This is a genomic window from Paenibacillus sp. FSL R5-0912, from assembly GCF_000758605.1.
GTDB lineage: Bacteria > Bacillota > Bacilli > Paenibacillales > Paenibacillaceae > Paenibacillus_AQ.
Map to the genome: position 1 here is coordinate 6,424,454 of NZ_CP009282.1, position 21,984 is coordinate 6,446,437.

The following is a 21,984-nucleotide window of genomic DNA, read 5'->3' on the forward strand; positions in this document are numbered from 1 at the left end:
TTATCAACACAAAGAGCGCAGCCGGGGGCTGCGCTCTCGCATTGTTTATCTTCCGCTCTAATCAAACACACGATGATCTGCAGCCGGCTTCACCAGAGGCGAACCGAGGGCGATCCAGGACAGCACTCCATAGAAGTGAGGTGTTTCGCGCAGGCGCACTACTTCAATCGTCGCGTCCCCGCCCGATCTGTTCTTCAGCGAAGCATGGAAATACGGCTGGTTGGTCATGGCGACCAGCACATAGCCGGTATGGCCGAAGCTTTCATCAAAAGAGACAGTAACATCAACGCTCTGTGCGTCTCCATTAAACATGAAGGCCGTCATCCCGAACTGCTGCAGAACCTCCCGGTTCCCGGCACTCTGTACCGGACTGAATGACAGATGCTCGGCATTAATTGATCCGGGCGCCAGATGGTCTCCGGTCACCACTCCTTGAGCAATATGATAGCTCTGCACACTGTCTTCTTCCAGATGGCGGGATTGAATGGCAAATGAAGTGATTTTGGAAGCATCCACCGCTTCATCCTGAAGCTCAGCATTCCCTACTGTGCCTTCTGCCAGATGTTTGGTTCCGATGCTGCCAAGTGCAAGCTTCTCACCGGTAACGCTGCCGTCTGCCAGATGCGTGCCCTGGATGCTCTGCCCTTGCAGATGCTGAGCACCTACTGCGCCTGCCGCCAGCTTGCTGCCGGTAATGCTGCCATCTGCTATCTGCCCTGCATTGCGAGTCTCCGCTGCGAGATGCTCCAGCTTCTTCACAATACCGCTGCCCAAATGACGCTCTTCCAGTGCACCGTCTGTCAGATGTCCGCTCTGGATGCTCTGCTCCTGCAGATGCTGAGCACCTACAGCGCCTACCGCCAGCTTGCTGCCGGTGATGCTGCCGTCTGTCAGATGTCCGCTCTGGATGCTCTGCTCCTGCAGATGCTGAGCACCTACTGCGCCTACCGCCAGCTTGCTGCCGGTGATGCTGCCGTCTGTCAGATGTCCGCTCTGGATGCTCTGCTCCTGCAGATGCTGGGCACCTACTGCACCTGCCGCCAGCTTGCTGCCAGTGATGCTGCCGTCTGCCAGCTGACCTGCATTGCGCGCTTCCGCTGCGAGATGCTCCAGCTTCGTCACAATCCCGCTGCTTAAATGACGTTCTTCCAGCGCACCGTCTGCCAGATGTCCGCCCTGAATGCTCTGCGCCTGCAGATGCTGGGCACCTACTGCGCCTGCCGCCAGCTTGCTGCCGGTAATGCTGCCGTCTGCCAGCTGACCTGCATTGCGCGCTTCCGCTGCGAGATGCTCCAGCTTCGTCACAATCCCGCTGCTTAAATGACGTTCTTCCAGCGCACCGTCTGCCAGATGTCCGCCCTGAATGCTCTGCGCCTGCAGATGCTGGGCACCTACTGCGCCTGCCGTCAGCTTGCTGCCGGTAATGCTGCCGTCTGCCAGCAGCTCGGAGCTCAGCGTATCTTCAGCCAGATGCTCACGCTTGATGCTGCCCGCGCGCAGGTGGCAGCTGTCCACTGCTTCCGGTGCCAGGTGACCGCCATAGATGCTGCCGGAAGCCAGATGAACAGAGCCCACTGCGCCTGCCGCCAGCTTGCTTCCTCTGATACTGCCGTCCGGCAGCAGCTCAGAGCTGCGGACTTCCTGCGCCAGATGTTCCAGCAGGATGCTGCCGGAGGCCAAGTGATTCCCTTCCAGCGACCCATCCGCGACATGCTCTCCGTGGACGCTCTGCGGCTTCAGATGCTGCGGCCCCACTGCCTCTGCCGCCAGCTTGCTGCTTCCAATACTGCCGTCAGGCAACAGCTCAGCACTTCGTACTTCGTCTGCCAGATGCTCCAGCTTAATGATACCCGAACTTAAATGCCGCTCCTCAAGCGATTCACCCGCAAGATGCTCGCCGTGGATGCTCTCCAGCTGCAGATGCTGTGAATGTACAGCTCCTACAGCCAGCTTACTTTCGTCAATGCTGCCATCCGGCAGCAGCTCGGCGCTCAGCGTCTCGGAGGCCAGATGTGCGAGCTGGATGCTGCCGGTGCGGATATGGCGGCTGTCCACTGCATCTGGAGCCAGATGACCGCCATAGATGCTGCCCGCAGCCAGATGGAAGGAGCCCACCGCACCTGCCGCCAGCTTGCTTCCGCCAATACTGCCGTCCGGCAGCAGCTCCGCACTCCGGGTTTCATCTGCCAGATGCTCAAGCTTGATCAGGCCGGAATGCAAATGCCGTTCCTGCAGTATACCGTCAACCAGATGCTCGCCATAGATGCTCTCCTGCTGCAGATTCAGCGAGCTTACCGCACCTGCGGCCAGCTTCTCGCTGCTAATGCTGCCATCCGGCAGCAGATCTGAGGTCAGTGTATCCTGGGACAGATGTGCCAGCTGGATGCTGCCGGGCCGGATATGACGGCTGTCTACCGCACCTACAGCCAGATGCCCGCTGTATACACTGCCTGCTGCCAAATGGAAGGCCCCGACAGCACCTGCTCCCAGCTTGCTGCCTACGATGCTGCCATCCGGCAGAAGATCTGCACTGCGCGTTTCTTGTGCCAGATGCGCCAGCGTGATCTCACCAGCACGAATGTGCTGCCCTTCTACGGCTTCCGGCGTCAAATGGATAGTCTGCACACTGTCCGGGGCCAGATGGACGGATTCCACAGCCCCCGGGGCCAGCTTCTCCCCGCTGATACTGCCGTCTGGCAGAAGCTCGCCGCTGCGGACTTCTGCCGCCAGATGAGTCAGGCTGATGCTGCCGCCGGCTATATGCTGTCCTTCTACCGAGGATTCAGCCAAGTGGCTGCCAGCTACACTTCCGGCCGCGAGATGGCGGGAGGCTACAGCACCCTCCGCCAGCTTGGCCGCACCGATGCTGCCATCCTGAATCTGGATAGAGGATACAGAGCTGGGAATGATATGTCCGTTACCGACGGACATCGGACGGATATGCGCTCCGCCTACACTTCCCGGCGCGAGATGTCTGCCCTGCACCGATGTATCGCTGATGGAATCCGGTCCAACGGCACCTGCTGCTAAATGTTCGCTCTGCACGGCTAAAGCTGCCAGCTTTGAAGCACTCACACTGCCGTCAGCCAGCTTGATCGAGGTAACCGATAGATCGCCAAGTTTGTCTGTCGAAACACTCTCCGGCGATAATTTCAATGAAGTTACCGCATGGTCGGCCAAATGATGCGGCTGTACAATACTCGCAGCGAGGTGTGCTTCCTTCACTGCTCCCGAAGCCAGCTTATCTCCCGATACCGAACCGGACTGCAGGGCGGATGAAGTTACACTATTTTCCCCGAGATGCCTGCGTTCTACAGCTCCCGGAGCCAGATGTTCAGCGTGAACCGCTTCCTCCTGCAGCACGCGGCTGCTGATGCTGCCATCGGCCAGATGCTTCTCTTCAACGGCACAGACGGCGATATGTTCTCCGCTTACCGCTTCTCTGGCGAGGGCATTTCCGCCAACCGCACCGCTGGCCAGCTTGGCGGAAATGACACTCCCGTCCGCCAGCTTGGTTGAGCTGACACTCTGGGGACTAAGATGTTCTCCCGTAACAGAGTCATACGCCAGCTGCTCTTCCGTAACGGCCCCGGGAGCCAAATGCCCAGCAAGAACGGCATGCTGCTGGAGCTGCGCAGATCCGACGGATTCCATAGCCAGGTGGGAATTGTCTACGGCTTCGCGCTGCAGATGAGCCGAGGTGATGGCCTGCAGGGCAATTTGCGGTCCGCGTACTGCGGATTTAGCGATATGGCGTGTGGTTACCGCTTCATCAGCCAGCTTATGCGGCAGGATGCTCTGGTCCGCGATCTTGGAGGAAGTCACCGCCTGCTCGATCAGCTGTGTTGTACCCACTGCACCCTCTGCCAGCTTCACGAATGAAATACTGCGGTCCGCCAGATGCCTACTTCCAATTTCCCCGTCAGCGATATGCTCCGCATTTACGCTCTCCGGGCTTAAGTGCTGGCTGCGGACAGCCTTCTCCTTGATCTGCCGTGATCCAACTGCTGCGTCCGCGAGATGCCCGCCGTCAATGATGCCCGCCTGAAGCTGCTCTTTCCCAATCAGCCGGGTAGCTAGCTGCTCCCGTCCAATTGCGCCAGGAGCCAGATGCTTCGATGTAATGACGCCTTCACCTACGTGGCGGCCTTCAATCACAGCGTCGCCCAGCTTGACGCCGCTGATCTCTCCATCGGCGATTTTGTCACCGGTTATCGCTTCATCTGCCAATTTCGAGCGGTCAATGCTGCCGTTGCCGATGTGGCGGCTGACAATACTGCTGCTGAGAATTTTCTCTCCGGTAACCGCACCGTCATCCAGCAGCTCCGCCGTGATGATGAACTCACTGAGATGCCGGCTGCTGATGGCTCCGTCGGCAATCTGCCCTCCGCCAATAATCCGGTCCGCCAGCTTCTCCGGACCGATGCTGCCATTCTTCAGCTTTTCTCCGCCAATGGAATGATCCAGCAGCTTCCCCCCGCTGATACTGCCTTCCGCCAGATGCTCACCGGCAATGGATTCCGGAGCAATCTTAGAGGAAGTAACCGCCTTGTCCGCGATGTTAATGTTCTGCACGGCATAGTCCTGCAGCCATGGTGTACCAATGATGCCGAACTTCAGCTTGGACCCGTCAATCGTGCGCGGAGCAATCTTGGCACCGGTGACTGCCGCATCGGACAGATCATCGGTATAGACGGGCTGCAGGCGCTCTTTTTCCACGGGTACAAGGACAGCCGGCTCCACCAGAGATTCAACATCCTCATGCTGCTCCTGATCCTCTTCCACTACCGGTTCCTGTATAGCCTCTGGTTCAAGCAACATCTGCCGGACCGCCTCCGGTGCTTCCAGGGTTTCCACCCCGCTGACCTGCAGCGTCCGGTCCACTGTATCCACCGCTTCTACAGCAGCAGATTCTTTGCCTTCTAGTATTTTGGGACTGCTTTTCAACATGCTAAGTTCAGTCTTATTGGGATCATCTACATAATAGAGCCGTTTTTTTGAACTGCGAGGCTGATTTCTTTTGGAACTCTTCACAAGCAGTCTCCTCCTTCCATCTGTTGTTTCTCCTAGGCATCATATGCAGTAGTATGGGCTGATGACACCATTCCTCCGGCTAAGCTTTCTTAAGAAAAAGATGAGCGTATAAAGGAATTCCATTCTCGCCTTTCAAAAAAGGGCATCTGCCGCCGCGCATCCGTCCAACCCTGACGGGCACGTACACACATACAATGACAGGAGACGAAAAATCAGCCGGGAAGCTACTTCAAGATAACGGGAGGAACGAACATGGGGCAAAAGCTCGTTGGGATACTGCTAAATGCCGCTGTGCACGGGGGCGTTCCCCGGTTAAAAACCGGACAGGAATCTCTGGCCAATTACGAGGAGGCCGCCGCCGCATACGGATTAACCCCTTGCTTTCTGAAGCTGTCCGGCATCGATACGCAGACCGGCTTCAGCAGGGCATATATAAAGGGTCCGCACGGCTACCGGAGTCAAGTCATTCCGACGCCGGAGATCATCCATAACCGGGCGATCTATGACCCGGGCAGCAGCGGCGTCCAGCGGCTGCTCCGGCAGGGTATTCAGGTATACAATACATGCAACCGCTACGGCAAGGATCAGATTCATGCCCTACTGGAGCAAAACCAGGAACTGCAGACGGTCCTGCCAGTCACATCCGCCGGAATGTCCGGCCTGAAGGAAATGATGGACAGTTATCCGGATCTCATTCTCAAGCCTTGCCGGGGAAGTGTAGGCAACGGGGTTATGCGTCTTACAAGGATCAGCGGGGCCGGGCGGTGGAAATGGAGCTACTCTCCTACCGGCTCAAGACGCTGGTACAGTGTGCCTCTGAATCAGGGCGCCATCCCCCGGGCACTCCGCGCCAGACTCTCTTCGGTACCGTACCTGGTGCAGGAGCGGATACCACTGGCTGAGATAAACGGCCGCCCCTTTGATCTGCGCATTACTGTACAGCGCGGCTGGGGCGGAGACTGGCAGGTGACCGGCATGTTCGCCAAGCTGGCGGCACCGGGCGGCTTCGTATCCAACATCGCCAGGGGAGGCGAAGCACTGAGTTCATCCTTCGCTCTGGAGAAGGCTTTCCCCGGCGAAGCAGCCGCTCGGATCCGCATGTCGGTCCTCTCCCTCAGTCTCGCCATTGCCCGTGAGCTGGAGCAGAGCCTCCCGGGCCTTGCCGATATCGGTCTGGACATCGGCGTTACGGGGAGCGGACGCTTATATTTCATCGAATGCAACGGGCGCGACCAGCGTTACGGCTTCAAGAAAGCCGGGCTCGGCCCCATCTGGAAAGAAAGCTACCGCCGCCCGATGGGCTATGCCAGATACCTGTATGAAGAGGCTGCACGGCATAACTCTTATTGATTTGTCTTCTATTCTATGTCAATATAATGCAGAGCGGGTGAGGTCCTTGGCTACCGGGACCTTGCTGCTGCATGATGGAAGGGAGATGGGCATGGTTAAACAATTGCTGCGGCTGATGACCGAGCTATCCTCACACAGATGGCTTTCCCGGGTAATGGGCGCTTTTTCCCATAGCAGACTCAGCCGCTTTATGATTCCGGTATTTATTCGTTCCTATCATATTCCTGCCGCCGAGGCGGAGAAGACTGCCGGAGAATACCGTACACTTAATGAATTCTTCAGCAGACGCCTGAAGCCGGGAATGCGGCCGGTGGCAAGCGGTGAACAGGCTGTGGCCAGTCCTGTAGATGCCATGATTACGGCAATGGGCGACATTAACTGCGGAACAATAATGAATGTGAAGGGTCAGGATTATACGCTGGAGGATTTGCTTAATCATTCTCCACACCTCGAATTGTATAAAAAAGGCTACTATTTCGTCCTCTACCTGAGCCCCACCGATTATCACCGGATTCATTCCCCGTTAACCGGACAGCTGCGGGAGAGCGATTATATCCGTGGGCGGGCTTATCCCGTGAATGATTTCGGCATGCGGCATATGAAGAGTGTCCTGAGCCGTAACGAACGGCTGATTACTTATATAGCCGGCAGCTATGGCGAAACCGCCGTGGTCAAGGTAGGCGCAATGAATGTGAGCAGTATCCGCTACACGGATGAATCCGCTACTGAATGGCAAATAGGCGATGATCTGGCCTATTTCGAATTCGGCTCTACCGTAGTTCTTCTGCTGGAGAGCGGCACCTTCACCCCGCGCCATGGGCTTACCGTAGACACGAAGGTGAAGATGGGCGAGCTGCTGGGTGAGATGCAGCGGGCTACTTAGCTGCCGGGCAGAGTCCGGCTTGAATGAAACAGCTCAAGATGAAACCGAGTAGAGCTTTCTGAACAGACAAAGCCCCGCACAAAGATACGTAAGTGTATCTTGTGCGGGGCTTATTTGGGGTTGAAGAAACCCTTCGCAGAATCCCGGATGGTTCCTGCGTTTATCGTATAATTTATCGTATAAAAGTGTTTTTACCTGCTTCGCTCTGTGAATCAGTATACCCCGGCTTACATTTGGCTCATCTACCCAGTTGCTGGTGCATTGTACTCGGTTTTTGGCACACATTCGGCTCATCTGCCCTATAGTTGGTGCATTGTATTCGGTTTTTCTGTGAAAATACGTCTGGCACTGCGATAAACGCACGGCCTACGCGGCGCACCCAGTCCAATTGTGTTCGGTTTTTCGATTACATTTGGCCTACGCGGCGCACCCAGTCCAATTGTGTTCGGTTTTTCGATTACATTTGGCTTACGTGGCTTACCCAGTCCAATTGTGTTCGGTTTTTCGATTACATTCGGCTTAAGCGGCGTACCCAGTCCAATTGTGTTCGGTTTTTCGATTACATTTGGCCTACGCGGTGCACCCAGTCCAATTGTGTTCGGTTTTTCGATTACATTTGGCTTACGTGGCTTACCCAGTCCAATTGTGTTCGGTTTTCCGTTAAAATATGTTAAATAAATGAAAAGACGATGTTCTGTTTTTTAGCCACGCTGCTCATTTTCATGCTGGAGTTGTGCCTTGAAAGACATGTTTGTTTTCGCATACATTGGGCCTGTTTACCCTATCGTTGGTGCATTGTACTCGGTTTTTCACATACAATCGGCTCGTCTAGCCTACTTCCAGCGTAATCAAAGGAATTTATCCCTCTAACTATCCGGATCACTCCGTAACCTTACTCTGATTAGCCACCTCGCGCGCTTTCTCCTGCACCTCTTCCGGCTCGCCGAGATAGAAGCGGCTGATCGGCTTCACATCATCATCCAGCTTGTAGACCAGCGGGACGCCGGTTGGAATATTGAGATCCAGCAGCGCCGTCTCATCAATATCCTCCATGTATTTGATCAGGGCCCGCAGCGTATTACCATGCGCCGAGATCAGGACGCGTTCCTTCTTGCGGATCAGCGGTACAATCCGGTTGCCCCAGAAATCGCCAACCCGGTGCACGGTATCCTCCAGGCTCTCACCGCGCGGAATATCGCCGGGACGCACTTCCTTATAGCGGATATCATTTCTGGCATAACGCGGATCATCCGGCTCCAGCATCGGAGGCCGGACCGAGAGACTGCGCCGCCAGATATGGAGCTGCTCCTCGCCGTATTTCAGTGCAGTTTCACTTTTGCTGAGGCCCTGCAGCGCTCCGTAATGGCGCTCATTCAGCTTCCACGATTTCTGCACGGGAATCCACAGCAGGTCCATCTCATCCAGCACATAGTTTAGTGTCTTAATTGAACGCTTCAGCACCGAGGCGAAAGCAAGATCGAACGTGTATCCCGCATCCTTCAGCAGCTTGCCTGCTTTCTTCGCCTCTTCCACACCCTTCTCCGTCAGATCGGGATCACTCCAGCCCGTAAACAGGTTCTGCCGGTTGTATTCGCTCTCTCCATGCCGTATCAGTACTATTTCGTACATAAGTCCTCTCCTTCTCCCGTGTGTTTATTCAGCTGCTCTTAGCGCCAGCTTCTCAGGTCTTATGCGGTTCATCCTTATATTCTGTCACAGACGGATGCTCTCTTCAACTTTACGCCCCCGGCTTCCCTGTAGCCATTGTAATAGAAGAAACGGCCCCGCCTTGAATGGGCGGGCCGTTCCGTAAGAACTCTATACTATCTATTCCCCAAAAAGCCCTGCCGGTAATCCGGCAGGACTGGCCTTCTCCTGCCTGGAAGAGAAGGGCTTACTTACTATTGCTGCTGTACTCCCGGGCCACCAGGCAGTTCAGCAGCATTAGAGCACGCTGGTTGTCAGCGTATCTCCGACGGGCTTTTCCCCGTGTGCTGCTTGAACTGGCGGCTGAAGAAGAATATATCGCGGTAGCCCAGCGCATCCGCCACCTCAGTCACGTTCATGCCGGCGTAGAGTAAGAGGTGCTGGGCACGTTCAATCCTGGCGCGGATCACATAGGACTGCACCGAGGAGCCGGTGATCTCCTTGAACTTGATTGAGAAGTAACGCGGCGACAGCCCCGCCCGTGCGGCCAGATCCTCTACCCGGTGCGAAGCACCTGGATGCTGGCTGACATAGTTAGCCACCTCGTGGATCACCTCAGCCAGCTGGTTGCTGACATGGCGCTCGATCGGCACGACCTGGTCCTGCCGCAGCAGATGAATCATCAGCTGCTTCAGGATCAGGCGGCCTTCTTCCTCTGCAGCGTAGGTCTGCACCAGGAATAGTCGGACGTAACGGGCCAGCAGATGCTCGAACTCCACCGTCTCCGTCAGCTCATGGTAAGGCGCAGGAATCTCCGTCACCTCTTCGGCAACATCGAAATGTATATATGTAAGCACAAGCGGTTTTTGCGGATTATGCGTAGCACTGGTGTGATCCCCCGGGCGGAACAGGAAGCAGCTTCCCTTCCCCACCTGATAGGGCACCCCGCTGCGCACAACGGTTCCTTCCCCGCTCCAGACATAGAACAAATCATAATTTTGCAGCGGCTTCTCTCTTTTTTGCCACTTCCAGCCCGGTTCACAGACGATCTTCGCCAGGGCCGGGAGGATTACAAAAGAGGATGGCGATGCATGCAGCATATTGGTCCCTCCTAAAGTTTTGTGAGCATGCCTTCCCTGTATTCCTTCGAACAAAACCCGCTTCGAAAGCGTAAGCTTACTTTTCATAATACCTTGTCCGGTTCCCTTTTGTACATCTTCCCCTACCTGCAGGACTGTCCCTATCCCCCCTCTATCTGTTAAAATATAGTAATCATCCTCTATAGATCGGCGGGAAGTATATGGACTACCACTTTCTCTTTCACTATTATGATGAATCCACCGGCCCCTTCCGGAATCTGTCTGACCTTTCGCCTGAATTAGCGGAGACGGTGCTGCAGGATATCCGGGAGCAGAGTAAGGGCTTTGCCAGCCAGCGTTCCGCCGATTATCTGCAGATCCGCAGCAGCCTTGAACAAAGGGCGAGAGAGCAATTTATCGCCAAAGGAGGCCAGCCGGTCCGCCGGCATCCGCATTACATGACTTTGGGGCGATGCCCCTGGCTGCAGCAGTGGTATCCGGAGGGGATGGAGCTGAAGATCCCGGTTGCGGCCTTCAACCCTGAGCGGATCAGCTTCACCTACGGCGATTTATTTCCCACAATGCGCTATGCGGACGGCAAACCTTACCGTGGGCAGGTCTACACACTGAAAGAGATCCTTGAGGTAGTCCGCGAATACGGCCTGCCGCAGAAATGGAACGCAGCAGGAGACTCTGGCCCTGAGCGTTACGTCGAAGTCCAGCTCTGGGAGGATCCGCCCGGCTTATTCCAAAAGTATTTATGAAAACGCGGCATTCCTCAGTGACGGCGGCAATTCACGGTGATATAATGTTAGGCAATGTTAGCGTATATATCCCAGAAGAATACCGGAAGGATGAAACTGATGAATCCACTGGCTGGACAATTGAATGACAGCATCAAGGCAGGCAATGAACATGTGTACGATATGCTCTCGAATCTCGGCAAAGCAATCTATTTCCCCAAAGAGGGAATCCTGAGCCAGTCTGCAGAAGCGACGGCTCATGCTAAGAAGTATAATGCCACCATCGGTATTGCTACCGAGAACGGGATGCCGATGCACCTTGGTGTGATCCAGGATAAGCTCTCCGCCTACAGCCCCAAAGACCTGTACGGCTACGCGCCTCCTGCAGGCAAGCCGGAGCTGCGCACGGTATGGCGGGAGAAGATGCTGCGGGAGAATCCGTCGCTGGAAGGCAAGTCCTTCAGCAACCCGGTCGTTACGAACGCCCTGACACACGGGCTTAGCATAGTTGCCGATCTGTTCGCAGAGCAAGGGGATGCCGTCATCTATCCGGACAAAAACTGGGAGAACTACGAGCTGACCTTCGGCATCCGCCGTCTGACCGAAACCGTTAACTATCCGCTGTTCACCGAAGATATGAGCTTCAATAGCGAAGGACTGCTGGATGCACTGCTGGCCCAGAAGGACCGCGGCAAAGCCATCGTCCTGCTCAATTTCCCTAATAACCCGACAGGGTATACACCAGGCGTTAAAGAAGGCGAAGCCATCGTTGCCGCAATCCTGCGTGCCGCTGAAGAAGGCGTTAATGTCGTAGTCGTCAGCGATGATGCTTATTTCGGACTCTTTTTCGAGGATTCACTGAAGGAATCGCTGTTTGGCAAGCTCGCGAACCTGCACCCACGTGTGCTGGCAATTAAGATTGACGGAGCCACTAAAGAAGAATTTGTCTGGGGCTTCCGCGTTGGCTTCATCACTTACGCTTCCGAGAACAAAGAGCTGCTGGCTGCCCTGGAGCAGAAGACACTCGGTATTATCCGGGCCACCATCTCCAGCGGAGCACATCCGTCCCAGACCTTTGTACTGGATGCGCTGAAGGCGCCGGAATTCGCTTCCCAGAAGGAAGAGAAGTTCCAGATCATGAAGGGCCGGGCCAATAAAGTGAAAGCACTGCTGGACAGTGGCAAATACGGCGACGATGTATGGACTTATTATCCGTTCAACTCCGGGTACTTCATGTGCCTGAAGCTGCTCACCGTGCCGGCTGAAACCTTACGGCTCCACCTGATCCACAATTACGGGCTGGGCACCATCGCCCTCGGCGAAAGTGATCTGCGCATTGCCTTCTCCTGCATCGAAGAGAATCAGCTTGAGGATCTGTTCGATCTGGTCTATGCAGGCATCCGCGATTTGGAGAAAGCCTGATTCCCAGCCTTTGCATACGTAAGTCAGCTCCGGATTTCCGGGGCTGACTTTTTTTTGCCCTGCCCTATGGCATTGGCCTATACACGTTCTTCCCTCCGCACATACAATACGATGTACTCAAGTACAACAACTCAAACGCGAAAGGGGAATGAACATGAGCGAAGAAGTTAGAGGCGGATACGGATACGGACACGGTGCATTCACAAGCACAGGCGCAATTCTGGTTCTCTTTATCCTGCTGGTTATCATCAGCCGTTCACTCTTTGTCTAACCGGGAATAAATCCCTGGAGGGGGCCCTGCGCTCTCTCCGCTCCCCGTGTTGCAGCATTCCCTGTTCCAGCCAAGTAGAAACGGCTTTGCTGTCCTTTTAAGGGACGGTGTTGTTTCAGCGAGAAATAGAAGGATAAGTCATCGTGTGAACATATAAATTCATATATTTTGAAATAAAGAGGAGAACCCCCTCTATTTAAAAATGGCCTCACGCTCCGCGTTAGCAGAGTATGAGGTCATTTTTCATGTGCATATTTTTGTTGATAAAAAGAGTCTGTTCTACAAGTCATCCTCATCCGTCCGGGCTTCCTTACGGGTGGAATAGGCCTTGAACAGATAGGCCAGCAGCGCTCCGCACGCCAATGTTCCCAGAACCGGCAGCGGACGCGCTCCCGCCTGAAGCAGAAGAGGCAGTCCGGTCAGCAGGGCCAGCACCAGATGCGCCCGGAATACAAACTGGATGGTTCCCTTGCCCTTGCTGCCTTCCGGCAGCGGATACACGGTCAGCCAGAACGACTCGCTGTGCAGCTTGCGCAGCGCCGTCAGCTGAATCCCCATCAGGAAGAGGAAGAAGATATAAATGCCGCTGCCGGTGTAGCTGTCCTGATTCATCCAGACCAGGAACAGGTCCAGTACGGCAATCCGCAGGACGATTCCGAAGATATCGCCTCTGGCGAAGCTTTTGGTCAAGAGGAACCGGTAGGCGGAAGACCGCTGCCAGGTTATGCCGCCGCCCCACCGGGACAAATAGCGCCGGGCATAGACCCGCTGCTCACGTCCTGGGACATCAACGAACCAGCCGAGGACCATAAGCGCCCGGGTTCCCTGATTCTTCTCCATCGTAATCAGGCGCTCCCACGGAACAGAGTGCCGGCCGGGTACGGCCAGCGCGGCCGCGTAGGCTGCGGCCAGAATCACGATAAAGATCAGCGCGCGGACGGAAGGCTGCCATACCCAGGCAGCAACCATTAGGATGCCCACTGCCCAGCGCAGCAGGTTGTAGCCTATGGCGGCCGGACGGGAGAGCATAGCAGTCTCCCGCCATAACCCGTAGCTGGCGAGCAGCTTCACCAGGATCAGGACCAGAAGCGTAACCAGCAGTCCCTTATGGGATGTATCCGTGCGTATGTACAGCGGCCATAACGTAATCAGTACAAAAGCCAGGCGCAGGATCTTCCACACATTCCCGCTGACCCATGAAGGGGCGAAATACTCCTTCATCCGGTGGCCCTGCGGCAGCAGGAAGATCGTATCCGGAGTCTGCAGATAGGTCCGGAAGCTGCTGTGCACCGCCGCAGGCACCAGCAGGACCAGCATAATCCAGCGGATGGGAATGCCTGCCGGAATATCGCGCAGCAGTGCAGTATACCAGGCCGAGAAGATAATCAGGACCAGCAGAAACACCATGGCTACACCGCTCTGAATGATATAACCCATATAGGGGATCAGGCTTCCTGTGAACCGGCTGCGCCGCTGCCGGCGCAGCTCCTTCAAATCCATATCATTTCCCTCCCTGAACCAGCTCGTAGAACAGCTGCTCCAAATTCAAGCCCTGCAGCCCGGCCTTCGCCGTCATCTCGGCAAGTGTTCCCTCGGCGATGACCATCCCGCGGTGCAGCACAATGAACCGGTCACAATAGTTCTCTATGGTGGAGAGAATATGCGAGCTAAGCAGAATCGACGCCCCGGATTTCTTCAGATCCAGCATGAAATCCAGCAGCGAGCGGATGCCCAGCGGATCAAGGCCGAGAAACGGCTCATCGATGACATAGAGTGCCGGACGCGCTACGAAAGCGCACATAATCATTACCTTTTGCTTCATGCCTTTGGATAGATGGGAGGACAGGGTATCCATCTTGTCCTCCATATTAAAGAGTGCGGCCAGCTGGCTGGTGCGCGATTCGTAATCACTGCGCTCCACGCCATAAGCTCTGGCAGTGAATTCAACATGCTCGCGGACTGTCATTTCCTCATAGAGCAGAGGGGATTCCGGTACAAAGGACAGTGCGCTGTGATAGCTCTCGGGGTCGCTGCTGCGCGTCTTGCCCTGTACGGTAATCTCACCTTTATGCGGGGACATCAGACCAAGAATATGCTTCATGGTTGTACTTTTGCCCGCACCGTTCAGACCGATAAGCCCGACCATTTCACCGGGCTGCACCTGCAAGCCGATATCATGAAGCACCGGCTTGTTCAGGCTGTAACCTCCGCTTAAACCCGTAATTTGCAATACGGGGGCTGTGTTCATTGACCGTCACCTCTCGGGGTTTTGTTCTTGAGCCACTTCGGGGCTCCCTTATTCTTGCGGTTCTTGTCCCGCTCCGCATTGCTGCGTGCCTTGCCCGCAGGTGTCGCCGCGCTGCGCGTGCCCGCGGCAATCCCCGGCCGGTGCTGCTCACGCCGCACCGTAACACCGCTGCCAGCCGCTGCGCCCGGCTGCCCTGCCGGCGCTTCGCCGCCCGTCCCTCCGGCTGTGCCAGCCGCCGAGGTCCGCACCTGCGGCTTGCCGGCGCGCGGCGCAGCTTCGCCGCCGCGCGGTTCAACCCCCATGCGGCGAGCGTTCCCGCCCCCGCCGCTGCGGAATTCACTGCGCTCGCCCTCCGCCAGCGCCTTCCCAAAGGCCATTTCCCGCTCGTCCAGCTGGATATCCAGCTCGCGGGCGAATTTGCGCATGATGAACGTCTGCTGCTCCGTAACAATCGTTACGGACATTCCGCGTTTGCCCATGCGCCCCGTCCGTCCGGCACGGTGGACATAGTGCTCGGAGTCAAAGGCCGGATCGAAGCTGACGACCAGCGTCAGATTCTCAATGTCCAGGCCTCTGGCCGCCACGTCGCTGGCGACCAGCACCTTGAGCTTGCCGTCACGGAAGCGGGCCAGCACGTTTGCGCGCGTAACCTTGTCGGCATCCCCGTACAGCGCTGCAGCAGGAAGCCCCAGATGGTTCAGCTTCGCGGTCACTTCAGCAATATCATCGGTAGCATTGACGAACACAATCGCCCGCTCCGGCTTGTAGTGGCGGATCACCCGGCGCAGCATATCCACCTTATTCCGCTCCTCGGACACCACGTAGTGATGTTCAAGACTCTGGGCCGTCATCATGCCGGGATCAATACCCACCTCTGCGATGTTCTTCATTTCCTTGTTAGCCAAGAGCTTGGTCTCCGGTCCGATGGTCGCGGACAGCATAACCAACTGGCGTGTGCGCAGCGCGCTGCTGACAATCTTCGTCACTTCGCCCGCGCCGCTGAGCTGGAACATCTGGTCCGCCTCATCGAGAATAATCGTCGTCACCTCATGCATCTTCAGCTTGCGCAGCCCGATCAGCTCCCGCACGCGTCCCGGCGTCCCCACAACCAGCTGGGGATGCTCGCGCAGCTTGTCAATTTGGCGTTTGATCGCCGCCCCGCCGATCAGCCCCATCGCCCGGATGCCCCGGTGTGCTCCGTAGCGCTCTGCTTCGCGGAGAATCTGCATCGCCAGCTCCTGGGTTGGTGCCAGCACCAGCTTCTGCACCGCTTTCTGGTCCGGATGGATCCCTTGCAGCAGCGGCAGCAGGTAGGCCAGAGTTTTGCCTGTCCCAGTCTGGGATGCAGCCAGAACATCTCTTCCTTCCAGCAGAAGCGGGATCGTCTGCTCCTGTACCGGGGATGGTTCGGTGATGCCGAATTCAGACAATCGGGCAACGAGGTCTTCCTGAATGCCGATGGCTGCAAAAGAAGCTTTATTCATAATAGGTATTCATCCTTTTCGCTTAAGATAATATGTTCATTATATGCCAAAAAGGCCTCTCCACCAAATGGAAGGCCATAAGTTCCAATCTACGCCATATTTTATTTATGTAATTCCATCCTGCATGCAAAAGGGGACAAGCCGTTTGCTTCATAGCTGAGTAATCATTTTCTGTTCATAGCGTTATAGGTCAGCTTATCCGCCAGCCGCGGGAATAAGCCGTATAGACGAATTCCGAAGGCTGCCAGACCGGGCAGATCCACTTCTTCCTTGCCTTTCTCCATCAGCTTCACAATCTTCGCAGACACATGCTGCGGAGTCATCATGATCCGGCTTACGCTTTTCTCATAATTGCCTGAAGGGTCGGCGGTCTTGAAGAATTCGGTGGCGATGGGTCCGGGGTTCACGGCCGAGACAATAATGCCGCTCTTGCGGAGCTCCTGGCGGAGCGCATTGGTGAAGCCGAGAACAGCATGCTTGGTAGCCGTATAGGCAACCGCGCGGGCTGTACCGATTTTGCCGGCCATAGAGGCCACATTCACGATCTGACCGCTGCCGCGCTCCAGCATATGAGGCACTACCGCCTTGGTGCAGCGGACAATCCCCATATAGTTCACGTCCATCATAGCATCGAACTCGCAGGGCTCCATCTCCGTAAAAGCCGCAAACTTGCCGTAACCGGCATTATTGAGGAGAATGTCAATTCTGCCGTATTCGGCAAGAATCGCTTCGAAGGTACGTACCACCGCCGCATCATCGGTCACATCACAGACGAACAGTCCAAAAACGCCCGGTATTCCGGCCGCGGTTTCTTTCAGCTTGTCTTCCGAACGGGCCAGCAGAATGGGAACGGCCCCACGCTGGCTGAGCATCTGTGCCGTAAGCGCACCGATGCCGCTCGAAGCTCCTGTAATAACAACAACCTTGCCTTGTAATGCCATGGAATGTGTTCAGCTCCCGATTATCCGCCTAAGAGATCATAACCTGAATATCAAGCTCCCCGATGCCCTCCATCAGAAGCGGAATACTAAGCGCTCTGCGCGGCAGGATGGACATGCTCTCCGACTTCATCAGCTTCGGCGGGGTAATGTCTACAGATACCCCTTGATTGGAAAGAATAGTACTGGCATTGCCGCTGATCATGTTGCCAAGCTCCGAAATGGCACTCTGGCCCATCTCGTCCATTTCCGTAATCACATAGCCGCCCATCATGGCCGACACCATCTTAAGCGCCACATGCTCGGCGATTCCGAAGATAATATTCCCGCTGAGCTGACCTGTCATTCCCACTTGAATCCATATATGATTATCGATCAGTTCAATGTCCTTAATACCCAGAATACCGGTAGACGGCGAGACTTGTATCACCTGTTCAATAACAATTCGTGCAGACTCTAGAAACGGATTGATTACTTCTGCTTTCATGAAAGTGCTGTCCCCCCTCGACCAGGCTTTAGTCATATACCAAAAGTCCTAAGCAATAATGATTTATTATACTTCATATATCGGCATTATTCACCAAAAATTAATGGTCTTGTCGAATGATTTCACAAGATAGTTTGGACAGCGACATTGCCCTGCCGGGTGTAATCTCCTATAATTTAATCAAATGCCAACACTGAACGTAAGATTTGCGGCGCAATTCCTTCCGGGTGCAGCACTCACTGCGTATTTCCCCCCACATTTTCTGGCAGACAATCCGCAGCATGCAGACCCTGGCCCATCAAGCTGTTAACGGCGCAAACGTCCTCTGGAAAGTAGTCACTTTCCCACAGCGATACAATATACGGCGGCACCAATCCGGTAGCCATTAGGGGGCAGTCCATGAATATCAGCCAGCTTGAAACACTGATTACCATTTCCAAAACGATGAGCTTCCGCAAGGCGGGAGAACTACTCAATTTGACCCAACCGGCGGTTTCAGCACAGATCAAAAGTCTCGAAGAAGAATTCAAAACCCAGCTTGTGGACCGGAATCAGCCTGTAACCCTGACAGACCGGGGCCAAGTATTCCTCACGCATGCGGAGCAGATTGTAGGTATCGTTGAAGAACTTAAGCAGCGTCTTGCGGATCTCGAGGAGAATCCCCAGGGGCACATTATTCTCGGAACGACCACCTCCATTGCCATTCAGATTTTGCCGCGGATTCTGTCCTATTTCCAGGACCAGTTCCCGCATATCAAAACCTCGATCTCGTCCATGTCCTCTTCACAAATCTATCAGCATGTCGAGAATGGTCTTGTTGATGTCGGAATCGGCTATCTGATCGGCCGCAGTCCCGGAATGACAACTTCCGTCCTGTATTATGATACCTTTGAACTGGTCGTCTCGCCCCGCCATCCTCTGGCCCAGGTCAAATCGGCCGGTATTGAGGCGCTTGGCAAAACACCGCTTATCCTGCTGTCCCCGGACACCGTCGGCCGGAAATTCGCCGATGAAGTACTGGCCAAACACGGTATCCAGCCCCAGGTCATCATGGAGCTGACCAGCAGCGAAGAGGTGAAACGGATGGTGGAGCTGGATCTCGGGGCAGCCGTTATTTCCAAACAGTCTGTAACCGCCGAGGTCCGAAACGGCACGCTCAAAATCGTCCCGATCATCGAGCTCGAGGTCACCCACCCTGTAGGCGTCATCACCAAATCCGGCAAGTACGTCAATTCGGCCATGAGGCAGTTTCTGAGCGATCTTAAGGGAATGCCCGAAACCCAATTCATCGGCTCAGAGTAACTAATAATCACCAACCTGCAACCTATTCTGCCACTTTGGCCTAAGGAGATGTTACCTCTATGAATTTCGACCTGCATACCCATCATTTCCGCTGCGGTCATGCTGACGGAAGCATCAGGGATTATATTGAAGCAGGGATAACCGCGGGTCTTGATGTGATCGGGATTTCCGATCACACGCCCTATTTCGGAAGTCCGTCCGAGCAGGCTTTTCCGCGTATCGCGATGGCCAAATCGGAGCTTGTCCACTACGTGGAGGAGGTACTGGCTCTGCAAAAGGAGTACGAAGGCCGTATTGATGTCCTGCTCGGCATTGAGTCCGACTATTTCCCCGAGCATGCAGAGCTGTACCGGAAGACGCTTGCCGCCTATCCGTTTGACTATGTGATCGGTTCGGTGCACAGCGTGGACGGCAACAGCATCTTTAATAAAAGCCGCTGGAAGGGTCTGGGCCCTAAGCAGAAGCTGGAAGCCAAAGCGGAGTACTACCGGCTGATCGCCGAATCCGCGCGCAGCGGCATGTTCCAGATCCTCGGACACATTGATGCGATGAAGGGCAATTATCCGCAGTTCTCGGAGATCTCCGCTCCCCGGGAGATTGATGAAGCCTTAAGCGCAATCAGCGAATGCGGGCTGGCCATCGAGATCAACACCTCGGGCGGCACCAAGCTGTGCGGCGGCTGGTATCCGTCGGATGAGATTCTGGAGCGGGCGCTGCATTTCGGCGTGGAGGTCAGCTTCGGCTCCGATGCCCATAAGCCTTCCCGGGTGGCTGATCAGCGCAATAACGTTGCCGTGCGGCTTAAGGAGATCGGATTTAAGCACTGGGTCTACTACAAACGGCGTGAGAAGATTACAGTAGGACTATAGCTGTAGGATATTGGGGCGGCTTAATCCCCGGCTGGACAAAAATAAATGCACCGCATGCGGTTACGCTGTTGACGATGATTGCCATCGTCCGCCGTTACCGCTGCGGTGCATTTTTGCTATGGTTGTTCCTTATTGAGATTATCACAGGTGAAGCCCTGCTGCTTCAGCGTCCGCCCCGCGTCTCCGTACTGCGGATTCAGGGCATAGAAGCGGGCAATCGTACTGCTCCAATCCCTCCCGGTCAGCCCTTGAGCCCTAAGCGACTCACGGTGGGTCTCATTGTACTCCTGGATCAGGGCCTTCTGATCAGGGTTATAGGTTTCTTCATGATACACAGCCGCCATAGGAAGACGCGGCTTCTTCGGCAGCTCTTCGCCCGGATAGCCGATACACAGGCCGGCTACCGGGAATACATATTCGGGCAGCTGCAGCAGCTCGATCACTTCGGCTGTGCGGCGGCGCACGCCGCCGATCGGAATAATCCCAAGTCCCAGCGACTCCGCAGCAGCCACCGCATTCGCTAACGCAATGCCGACATCGGTTGCACCGACCAGCAGCGCATCCACATCCCCTGCCGCTTCAAACGGCTGGTCTTCCAGCTCTGCCGCCAGCCGGGCCCGGTGAAAGTCCATGCAGAACACCAGGAATACCGGCGCTTCGGCCACATGCTTCTGGTTCCCGCTCAATAACGACAGCTGCTGCTTCCGTTCTTCGCTGCGTACCGCAATGACCGATACCTGCTGGCCGTTCACCCAGGATGGAGCGGCCTGGGCTGCCTCAATTATGGTCTTCAGCTTCTCTGGTTCTACCGCCTGCCTTGTATATTGCCGGAAAGAGCGGTGGTTCGTAAGTAGTCTAATCACTTCGTTCAAGAGCTATGTCCTCCTCGCCAAATGCTGTTTCTGTATATCCATCATAGCCTAATGACTCCGGCTACCGCCAGCAGAAACAAGCGAAACCGGATTCCGGCATAGTGCTCGCCACAAAAAAATGGACCCGAATCATCGGGTCCCAACAGCAGTTATATTTTCAAAAGGGGGTCATGTACTTAGTTTAACCGGAGACTGTTAGAGTTTGATAACGGCATTATTTCATTTGTGTAACAATATCAGCCTACCCACAGCTAAACAGTGGGATTGTAAGTAATACCTGAGTACTCCTACGTTCGGCTAGCTGACAATAGCCCTTCTCTTAATATTAAGAGAAGCATTGTAGTCGGCGTTAGCAACGAATCCGCACGACACACATTCAAACTGGTCTTGAGTTTTTCGGTTTTCTTTGTCTGTATGACCACAGGAAGAACATTCTTGGCTTGTGTACTTCGGGTCAACGAACACAACAGGAACGCCATTCATTCGAGCCTTATATTCTATGAATTGACGTAACTGGAAGAATGACCATCTGCTTAATCGTTGTCGTTGCGACTTCATAACCGTCTTACTCTTCTGCTTGTTTTTTGAGATACCATTAAGGTTTTCTAATGCAATGACAGAAGAGTGCCTTTGAGCCTTTTCAACGATATTCTTAGAGATGCAATGGTTTATATCACGGGCCATACGACGCTCTTTTCTAGCACGCTGTTGTAACCTTCTTTTCGCAGCCTTAGTTCCTTTGGATTGCAGTTTGGTGCGCAGACGGGAATATCGCTTGCGAAGGTTATTGATCTTTGCACCACTAAAAAATTCACCTTTACTATCTGTTGCAATATTAACAATACCTAAATCAATACCTAATACTTCAGATGTATTGATTCTTTCACCTTCAGGAATTTCTAAAACAAGATCCGCTTGACCTCGAATACGTCTATCTTGCATGACGGAAATATGGTAGCCACTAATAAACATAGGAACTTTAATACGACCTTCAACGGTAGCTAAAGAGACATTTCCCAATCCTTTTAAAGATAGGATACGTTGGTCATACACAATGGCACCGTCTAATTTGAATTGACATTTTGTTTTTTTATTTAACTTGTATGCTTCACAAACCTTGGCGATTGCACGAATAATCAATTGAGAAGAAAGATTTTCAAATTCTATACGAATTGGGTAATAACACAATTGCTGAAGTTTTACTTTAGAAAAGCAATTACTCTCGTAAGCAATTATACTAATTCGATTACATGCCTGGTTAAACTGTTCCATTGTACGTTTAAGTGCTTGATATTGTTCTTGTTTCGGCAATAATTTTATTTTTGTTGTAATAAGGATTCCATTCACCTTCTCCA

At 54.5% G+C, this 21,984-nt stretch carries 18 protein-coding genes; 8 read left to right on the forward strand and 10 right to left on the reverse strand.

The genetic code is table 11. The features are described from left to right. Positions 1-57: 57 nt before the first annotated feature. Complete coding sequence (locus tag R50912_RS27060; protein WP_042239288.1) at positions 58-5,034, reverse strand: WIAG-tail domain; 4,977 nt, start codon at positions 5,032-5,034, stop codon at positions 58-60. A 252-nt stretch (positions 5,035-5,286) separates the two neighbouring features. Between R50912_RS27060 and R50912_RS27065 the strand changes: the two genes are divergently transcribed. The 3 genes from R50912_RS27065 to R50912_RS35345 all read left to right on the forward strand — a co-directional run bounded on the left by R50912_RS27065 (position 5,287) and on the right by R50912_RS35345 (position 7,945). Then, positions 5,287-6,384, forward strand: a complete 1,098-nt coding sequence (locus R50912_RS27065) for a YheC/YheD family endospore coat-associated protein (protein ID WP_042239291.1) — start codon at positions 5,287-5,289, stop codon at positions 6,382-6,384. Between the two features lie 91 nt (positions 6,385-6,475). Beyond that, positions 6,476-7,267, forward strand: coding sequence for an archaetidylserine decarboxylase (gene asd, locus R50912_RS27070; protein ID WP_042141610.1), 792 nt, complete (start codon positions 6,476-6,478; stop codon positions 7,265-7,267). A gap of 390 nt (positions 7,268-7,657) precedes the next feature. Next, a complete protein-coding gene (locus tag R50912_RS35345; RefSeq protein ID WP_156123360.1) occupies positions 7,658-7,945 on the forward strand; it encodes a hypothetical protein in 288 nt (95 codons plus the stop codon). 201 nt (positions 7,946-8,146) lie between these two features. Here R50912_RS35345 and gpmA read toward each other — a convergent pair whose 3' ends face one another. Continuing rightward, positions 8,147-8,896: a 2,3-diphosphoglycerate-dependent phosphoglycerate mutase gene (gene gpmA, locus R50912_RS27075; RefSeq protein ID WP_042139774.1), complete on the reverse strand. Its 750-nt coding sequence runs from the start codon at positions 8,894-8,896 to the stop codon at positions 8,147-8,149. Between the two features lie 332 nt (positions 8,897-9,228). Further along, positions 9,229-10,014 carry a helix-turn-helix domain-containing protein gene (locus R50912_RS27080; RefSeq protein WP_042239294.1) on the reverse strand — a complete coding sequence of 262 codons (786 nt, stop codon included), beginning with the start codon at positions 10,012-10,014 and terminating at the stop codon, positions 9,229-9,231. A 200-nt stretch (positions 10,015-10,214) separates the two neighbouring features. On the opposite strand from R50912_RS27080, the gene R50912_RS27085 reads away from it, so the two are divergent. The 3 genes from R50912_RS27085 (at position 10,215) to R50912_RS36080 (ending at position 12,429) form a co-directional block, all read left to right on the forward strand. Then, positions 10,215-10,757 carry a hypothetical protein gene (locus tag R50912_RS27085; RefSeq protein WP_042239297.1) on the forward strand — a complete coding sequence of 181 codons (543 nt, stop codon included), beginning with the start codon at positions 10,215-10,217 and terminating at the stop codon, positions 10,755-10,757. A 99-nt stretch (positions 10,758-10,856) separates the two neighbouring features. Further along, positions 10,857-12,158 carry an aminotransferase class I/II-fold pyridoxal phosphate-dependent enzyme gene (locus R50912_RS27090; protein ID WP_042239300.1) on the forward strand — a complete coding sequence of 434 codons (1,302 nt, stop codon included), beginning with the start codon at positions 10,857-10,859 and terminating at the stop codon, positions 12,156-12,158. 154 nt (positions 12,159-12,312) lie between these two features. Further along, on the forward strand, positions 12,313-12,429 hold the full coding sequence (locus R50912_RS36080) for a YjcZ family sporulation protein (RefSeq protein WP_209994562.1): 117 nt from the start codon (positions 12,313-12,315) through the stop codon (positions 12,427-12,429). Between the two features lie 279 nt (positions 12,430-12,708). Here R50912_RS36080 and R50912_RS27095 read toward each other — a convergent pair whose 3' ends face one another. From R50912_RS27095 to R50912_RS27115, 5 genes are all read right to left on the reverse strand, one after another. Then, on the reverse strand, positions 12,709-13,929 hold the full coding sequence (locus tag R50912_RS27095) for an ABC transporter permease (RefSeq protein WP_042239302.1): 1,221 nt from the start codon (positions 13,927-13,929) through the stop codon (positions 12,709-12,711). Position 13,930: 1 nt separating this feature from the next. Beyond that, on the reverse strand, positions 13,931-14,677 hold the full coding sequence (locus tag R50912_RS27100) for an ABC transporter ATP-binding protein (RefSeq protein WP_042139777.1): 747 nt from the start codon (positions 14,675-14,677) through the stop codon (positions 13,931-13,933). Continuing rightward, a complete protein-coding gene (locus R50912_RS27105) occupies positions 14,674-16,161 on the reverse strand; it encodes a DEAD/DEAH box helicase (RefSeq protein ID WP_042239305.1) in 1,488 nt (495 codons plus the stop codon). Before R50912_RS27105 ends, R50912_RS27100 begins: the two co-directional genes overlap by 4 nt. Positions 16,162-16,325: 164 nt before the next feature. Next, a complete protein-coding gene (locus R50912_RS27110; RefSeq protein ID WP_042239307.1) occupies positions 16,326-17,102 on the reverse strand; it encodes an SDR family NAD(P)-dependent oxidoreductase in 777 nt (258 codons plus the stop codon). A gap of 28 nt (positions 17,103-17,130) precedes the next feature. Continuing rightward, positions 17,131-17,586 (reverse strand): chemotaxis protein CheX, encoded by a 456-nt coding sequence (locus R50912_RS27115; RefSeq protein WP_042239310.1) that lies wholly within the window; start codon positions 17,584-17,586, stop codon positions 17,131-17,133. Positions 17,587-17,985: 399 nt separating this feature from the next. Between R50912_RS27115 and R50912_RS27120 the strand changes: the two genes are divergently transcribed. Both R50912_RS27120 and R50912_RS27125 read left to right on the forward strand, forming a co-directional pair. Beyond that, entirely contained in the window at positions 17,986-18,888 is a 903-nt protein-coding gene (locus R50912_RS27120; protein ID WP_042239313.1) for a LysR family transcriptional regulator, read from the forward strand. 59 nt (positions 18,889-18,947) lie between these two features. After that, on the forward strand, positions 18,948-19,757 hold the full coding sequence (locus R50912_RS27125; RefSeq protein WP_042239316.1) for a histidinol-phosphatase: 810 nt from the start codon (positions 18,948-18,950) through the stop codon (positions 19,755-19,757). Positions 19,758-19,873: 116 nt separating this feature from the next. Here the strand turns inward: R50912_RS27125 and R50912_RS27130 are convergent, their stop codons facing one another. Both R50912_RS27130 and R50912_RS27135 read right to left on the reverse strand, forming a co-directional pair. Further along, positions 19,874-20,629, reverse strand: a complete 756-nt coding sequence (locus tag R50912_RS27130) for an NADPH-dependent oxidoreductase (protein ID WP_042239319.1) — start codon at positions 20,627-20,629, stop codon at positions 19,874-19,876. Positions 20,630-20,926: 297 nt separating this feature from the next. Beyond that, positions 20,927-21,976: an RNA-guided endonuclease InsQ/TnpB family protein gene (locus tag R50912_RS27135; protein WP_231637925.1), complete on the reverse strand. Its 1,050-nt coding sequence runs from the start codon at positions 21,974-21,976 to the stop codon at positions 20,927-20,929. Positions 21,977-21,984 lie beyond the last annotated feature (8 nt).